The sequence below is a fragment of the Pseudonocardia pini genome (genome assembly GCF_013870575.1).
Lineage (GTDB): Bacteria > Actinomycetota > Actinomycetes > Mycobacteriales > Pseudonocardiaceae > Pseudonocardia > Pseudonocardia pini.
The window spans coordinates 1-3,892 of sequence record NZ_JACBXB010000537.1 but is presented as its reverse complement, the minus strand read 5'-3'; the positions used below and the strand labels follow the sequence as shown (position 1 = coordinate 3,892).

The window sequence follows — 3,892 nt, the reverse complement described above, 5'->3', positions numbered from 1 at the left end:
ATGGCGACCATCGCCGCTCACAGCGTCAGGGGTGGGCGGGTGGTTCCGCCTCCACCGGTGGGCCCGCCTCGACGGGCTCGTGCGCGGTCAGGGCGGCGTAGGCACGGTTCTCGTGCTGCGCCACCCGCACGAGGAAGCCCACGAACAGCAGCACCGCGAGGACGTAGAAGATCCACACCCCGACCGAGTAGCCGCCGAAGGTGAAGACGACGCTCGCGCCGTCGTACGTGTCGATCGGGCTCATGCCTTGATCCCTTCCGGAACGGCGCCGTTGGTCGCGGAGCCGTTGGTCTTCGCCTTCATCGCGGTGACGGGCATGCCCTCCGGGTACGGCGTGGCGGGCACCTCGGAGAGGTCGAGGCCCGCGGCCTCCACCTCCGGCGGGGTGCGCAGCATCTTCGCCCGCTTGAGCAGCCACGAGATCCCGAAGCCCGGGACGAACCCGAGCGCCGCGAACACCACGAGCCCGACGAGCTGGCCCCACAGGCTGACCGGCGGGTTGCCGTCCGTGTTCGGGTAGCCGCCGACGAAGATCCCCGCCATGATCAGCGAGAACGCACCCGCGCCACCGTGCACGGCGACCGCGCCCACGACGTCGTCGATCCTGAACCGGTCGAGCAGCTTGCCGATGTAGGGCACGCCCGCACCGCCGACCAGGGCGATCACGAACGCGAGCGCCGGGTGGTAGACGTCCATCCCGGCCGCCACCGAGATGACGCCCGCCAGCGCACCGGAGATCGTCCAGAAGGGCTCGCCCCGCGAGGTGAGGTAGGCGCCGATGATGCCGCCCGCGAGACCCATCAACGTGTTGAACGCGAAGGCGGACAACGTCGTCGGGCTGGCGTAGATCGTGGTGTAGCCGTCTCCGGAGTAGATGACGCAGCCCATCAGGAAGCCGAAGAAGCCCACGAAGATCAGCATCAGGCCCAGCATCGTCATCGGCAGGTTGTGCGGGCGGATCATCTGCGGGGTGCCGTCCGCGGCGTACTTCCCGATGCGCGGGCCGAGGTTGATCAGCACACCCAGCGTGAACGTCCCCGCGATGAGGTGGACGCAGCCCGCGGCGCCGACGTCGTGGAAGCCGAGCTGGGTCAGCATCCAGCCGGAGCCGTGCCAGCCCCAGGCCGCGCCGATGATCCAGACGACCGAGCCGAGGATCGTGGCCAGGATCAGGAAGGCGCTGGTCCGGATCCGCTCGAGCACCGCGCCGGACATGATCGAACCGGTGGTCGCGGCGAACAGCGCGAACGCGCCCCAGAAGATCCCGCTCGCCGAGTCCTCGATGTTCGGGCCCATGTTCTCGCTCCACGGGAGCGCGGCGACCGCGGCGTCGCTCATCTCGAACCAGCCGCTGGGCATGGAGTTGTAGAGGAACCACCCCACGAAGTAGAACGACGCGACCACGACCGCGAACGCGAGCAGGTTCTTGATCGCGGTGGCCAGGACGTTCTTCGACCGCGACGCACCCGACTCGTACGCGAGGAACCCCGCGTGGATCAGGATCATCAGGGCGATGGACATCCAGTAGAAGAACTCGTTGTTGACCGCGTTCACGGTCTCGAGAGCGGACTCGACTTCGGGCGGCACGGGACCTCCATCAGGGGCGGGAGCGCGCCGATCGTAGGGTCGTGCAACGTTTGTCCGGGTTACGGCCGTGTGCACGAATCATTCAGACATGTGTCGTCTCGTCCCACTCGATGTGGTGTCGGTGCAGCCAGTCGGGCGAGACGCCGCCCTTCGCGCTCATCCGGCGCAGCATCATCGGCATGAACGTGTCGCGGAACACCCGGCCGACGGGCCCCGCCGCCTTCTGACTGCTCCCCCGCCTGCCCGCGACGACGACCGCCTCGACCCGTTCCCGCCGCAGCCCCTCGAAGGCGGTGAACGCGCGGTCCACGGGCAGGTCGCGCAGACACTTCGCCAGCACGACCGCGTCCTCGATCGCCATCGCCGCGCCCTGGCCCGCGGCGGGCGACGTCGCGTGCGCGGCGTCCCCGATCACGATCATCCGGTCCCGGTGCCAGGTCGGGACGCGCGGGATGTCGAACGTGGCCCACCCGAACAGCGGACCCGGCGCCGCGCGGACGATGTCACAGGCCGGGGAACGGTCCGGCGCGAGCAGCTCGAGCAGCCACGACCGCCAGTCCGCGTCGGTCATCGCGGACAGCACCCCCGGACCGGGCTCGTCCCGACGCGGCGGGTTGGCGAACCAGCCGACACCGCCGTCGGGCGTGGCCGACCACCCGAAGAAGCAGCGCTTCCCGAACATCATCTGGAACTCGTCCGACGGTGTGTCCAGCGGGAAGTCGGGGACGAAGCCGCCGACGTTGAGCACCGGGACGTACCGGACCGGCGGCGCCCCCGGATCGATGACCGCGCGCACCCGGGAACGGATGCCGTCGCAGCCGATCAGGAGGTCCCCCTCGGCGGTGCCGCCGTCCGCGAACTCCGCCCGCACCCGGTCGCCGATCCGGGTCGCCCCGGTCAGTCGCTTGTCGAGCCGGATCTCCGCACCCCGGGACACGGCCTCGTCCCGCAGCGCGCGGTACAGGTCGGAGCGGGACATGAGGTGGCTGACCGTGCCGTCCGGCAGCGGCTCGCCCATGCTCATCACGCCGAGCTCCTTGCCGGTGCCGGAGAAGAAGCGCATCCGCCGGGTGGGGAACCCCAGCCCCGCGACGACGTGGTGCGCGTCCACCGCCCGCAGTGCGTCCATGCCGTTGACCTGCAGGGTCAACCACGAGCCACGCTCGTCCGCGAGGTCGGCGTCCCCCTCGTAGACCTCCGCGTGCAGGCCCGCCCGCTGCAGGGCCATGGCCAGGACCGGGCCGGCCACCCCCGCGCCGATCACCAGAGCCGTCGTCATCTCGTATCCTCACTCGGAGCGCCAAGTATCTCGTTTTCACGAGTCTCTTGGCAGAACGAGATACTTGTCAAGGGGAGACACATGTCCGACCGCGAGCGGATCATGGAGTCGCTGGTGCGGTTCATCGCCTCCGTGGTGCTGCACAACCACGCCGTGGCCCAGCAGCTCGGCCTGGGCCCCACGGACTCCCAGTTCATGACCCTTCTCGACGTCCACGGCCCGCTCACCCCGGGCAGGCTCGCCGAGCTGTCCGGCCTGACCTCCGGCACGGTGACCGGGGTGATCGACCGGCTCGAGAAGGCCGGGTTCGTGCGGCGCGACCGGGACACCGAGGACCGCCGGAAGGTGATCGTGCGGCGGGACACCACCGCCGTGGAGCAGCGGATGCACCCGGCCTACGCCGAGCACGGCCAGTCGGTGCAGAAGCTCCTGGACCGACGCAGCCCGGAGGAGCTGGCGGTCATCGCCGCCTTCCTCCGGGACCTCAACGCCTGAGCGGTCGACCCTTCGGGCGGGCCCGTTCCTCGTCTCCCGCCGTGCGCTGCCGCGGGATCTCGACCTCCTCGGGGAACGGCAGCTGTTCGACCCCCGGGTCGTTCGGGCTGCGGTAGTACGAGCGGACCCAGCTCACCGCCCGCCAGTAGCCGGGGACGCGCATCGCGACCACCTCCTCCGTCTCTCAGTGCAGCACGCCGCACCGACAGAAACCGCTCAGCGGGCAGGTGGACCGGTGGTGCTGCGCACGACCAGCCGGGTCGGGAGGTCGAGGTCGGGCGTGCCCCGCAGGGTCCCGTCGAGCGCCTCCAGCAGCAGGGCGGCGGCGCGTTCGCCCTGCTCACGGGCCGGTTGGGCGATGGTGGTGAGGTCGGCGTACTCGGCCACGGACTGGTCGTCGAACCCGACGACGGACATCCGGCCGGGCACGTCGACGCCCGCTCGGCGCAGGGTCCGCAGGGCGCCGAGGGCCATCTCGTCGGACATCGCGAACAGGGCGGTGGGGAGCCGGTGCCCGCCGAGCAGGCGTTC

General features: G+C 70.6%; 6 protein-coding genes. 1 reads left to right on the top strand and 5 read right to left on the bottom strand.

Annotation, left to right across the window (positions count from 1 at the left end; all coding sequences use genetic code 11):
- Positions 1–25 precede the first annotated feature (25 nt).
- The 3 genes from H5J29_RS24175 to H5J29_RS24165 form a co-directional block, all read right to left on the bottom strand.
- Positions 26–244 (bottom strand): hypothetical protein, encoded by a 219-nt coding sequence (locus H5J29_RS24175; protein WP_181783330.1) that lies wholly within the window; start codon positions 242–244, stop codon positions 26–28.
- Positions 241–1,587, bottom strand: a complete 1,347-nt coding sequence (locus tag H5J29_RS24170) for an ammonium transporter (protein WP_181783329.1) — start codon at positions 1,585–1,587, stop codon at positions 241–243. Before H5J29_RS24170 ends, H5J29_RS24175 begins: the two co-directional genes overlap by 4 nt.
- 82 nt (positions 1,588–1,669) lie before the next feature.
- Positions 1,670–2,866, bottom strand: coding sequence for an FAD-dependent oxidoreductase (locus tag H5J29_RS24165; protein ID WP_181783328.1), 1,197 nt, complete (start codon positions 2,864–2,866; stop codon positions 1,670–1,672).
- Between the two features lie 81 nt (positions 2,867–2,947).
- On the opposite strand from H5J29_RS24165, the gene H5J29_RS24160 reads away from it, so the two are divergent.
- Positions 2,948–3,361 carry a MarR family winged helix-turn-helix transcriptional regulator gene (locus H5J29_RS24160; RefSeq protein ID WP_181783327.1) on the top strand — a complete coding sequence of 138 codons (414 nt, stop codon included), beginning with the start codon at positions 2,948–2,950 and terminating at the stop codon, positions 3,359–3,361.
- Here H5J29_RS24160 and H5J29_RS24155 read toward each other — a convergent pair.
- A complete protein-coding gene (locus H5J29_RS24155; protein WP_181783326.1) occupies positions 3,351–3,524 on the bottom strand; it encodes a hypothetical protein in 174 nt (57 codons plus the stop codon). The two genes, H5J29_RS24160 and H5J29_RS24155, sit on opposite strands and share 11 nt — an antisense overlap.
- 53 nt (positions 3,525–3,577) lie before the next feature.
- Positions 3,578–3,892: substrate-binding domain-containing protein (locus H5J29_RS24150; RefSeq protein ID WP_181783325.1), on the bottom strand; the 315-nt coding region annotated here is incomplete at its 5' end.

Bases quoted from the DNA above. Each gene is read 5' to 3' on its own strand.
- H5J29_RS24175 (WP_181783330.1), bottom strand. From the start codon at position 244: ATGAGCCCGATCGACACGTACGACGGCGCGAGCGTCGTCTTCACCTTC.
- H5J29_RS24165 (WP_181783328.1), bottom strand. From the start codon at position 2,866: ATGACGACGGCTCTGGTGATCGGCGCGGGGGTGGCCGGCCCGGTCCTG.
- H5J29_RS24160 (WP_181783327.1), top strand. From the start codon at position 2,948: ATGTCCGACCGCGAGCGGATCATGGAGTCGCTGGTGCGGTTCATCGCC.
- H5J29_RS24155 (WP_181783326.1), bottom strand. From the start codon at position 3,524: ATGCGCGTCCCCGGCTACTGGCGGGCGGTGAGCTGGGTCCGCTCGTAC.